We start from the raw sequence: 385 nt of genomic DNA on the forward strand, positions 1-385 counted from the left end.
GAGCTGTCTTTTTTGCGTTTAATGGCACGCACTGGCTCATCTTCCATTGAAATCTCTTCAGTTGTATGACGTATTTCAACTCTTGGATGGTTCAAATGACATTGCTTTTCATCACCGAAAAGAATAATCTCCAAATCATCGAAATCTTGTACCGCTTTTTCAACAGCTTCAATTACGATGTGAGGGGCATCGTCGCCACCCATCATATCTACAGCTAGTTTTACCATCTTATTCATCCTCGCTTATGTAATACATTTTAAATAGGCCTTCAAAGACTTTTTCTTGCGCAACGAATGACGTCACACTCATTTCATAATATTTATCATCATGAAATTGGACTTCCGCTTCTGCAACAACGACATCACCCAATTGTACAGGTTTGACA

At 39.0% G+C, this 385-nt stretch carries 1 protein-coding gene; it reads right to left on the reverse strand.

Annotated features, from left to right (window positions below):
• On the reverse strand, positions 1-236 hold a 236-nt coding region (locus D7W79_RS43015), incomplete at its 3' end, for a hypothetical protein (RefSeq protein ID WP_439099285.1).
• Positions 237-385 lie beyond the last annotated feature (149 nt).

The organism is Corallococcus exercitus (genome assembly GCF_003611585.1).
Lineage (GTDB): Bacteria > Myxococcota > Myxococcia > Myxococcales > Myxococcaceae > Corallococcus > Corallococcus exercitus.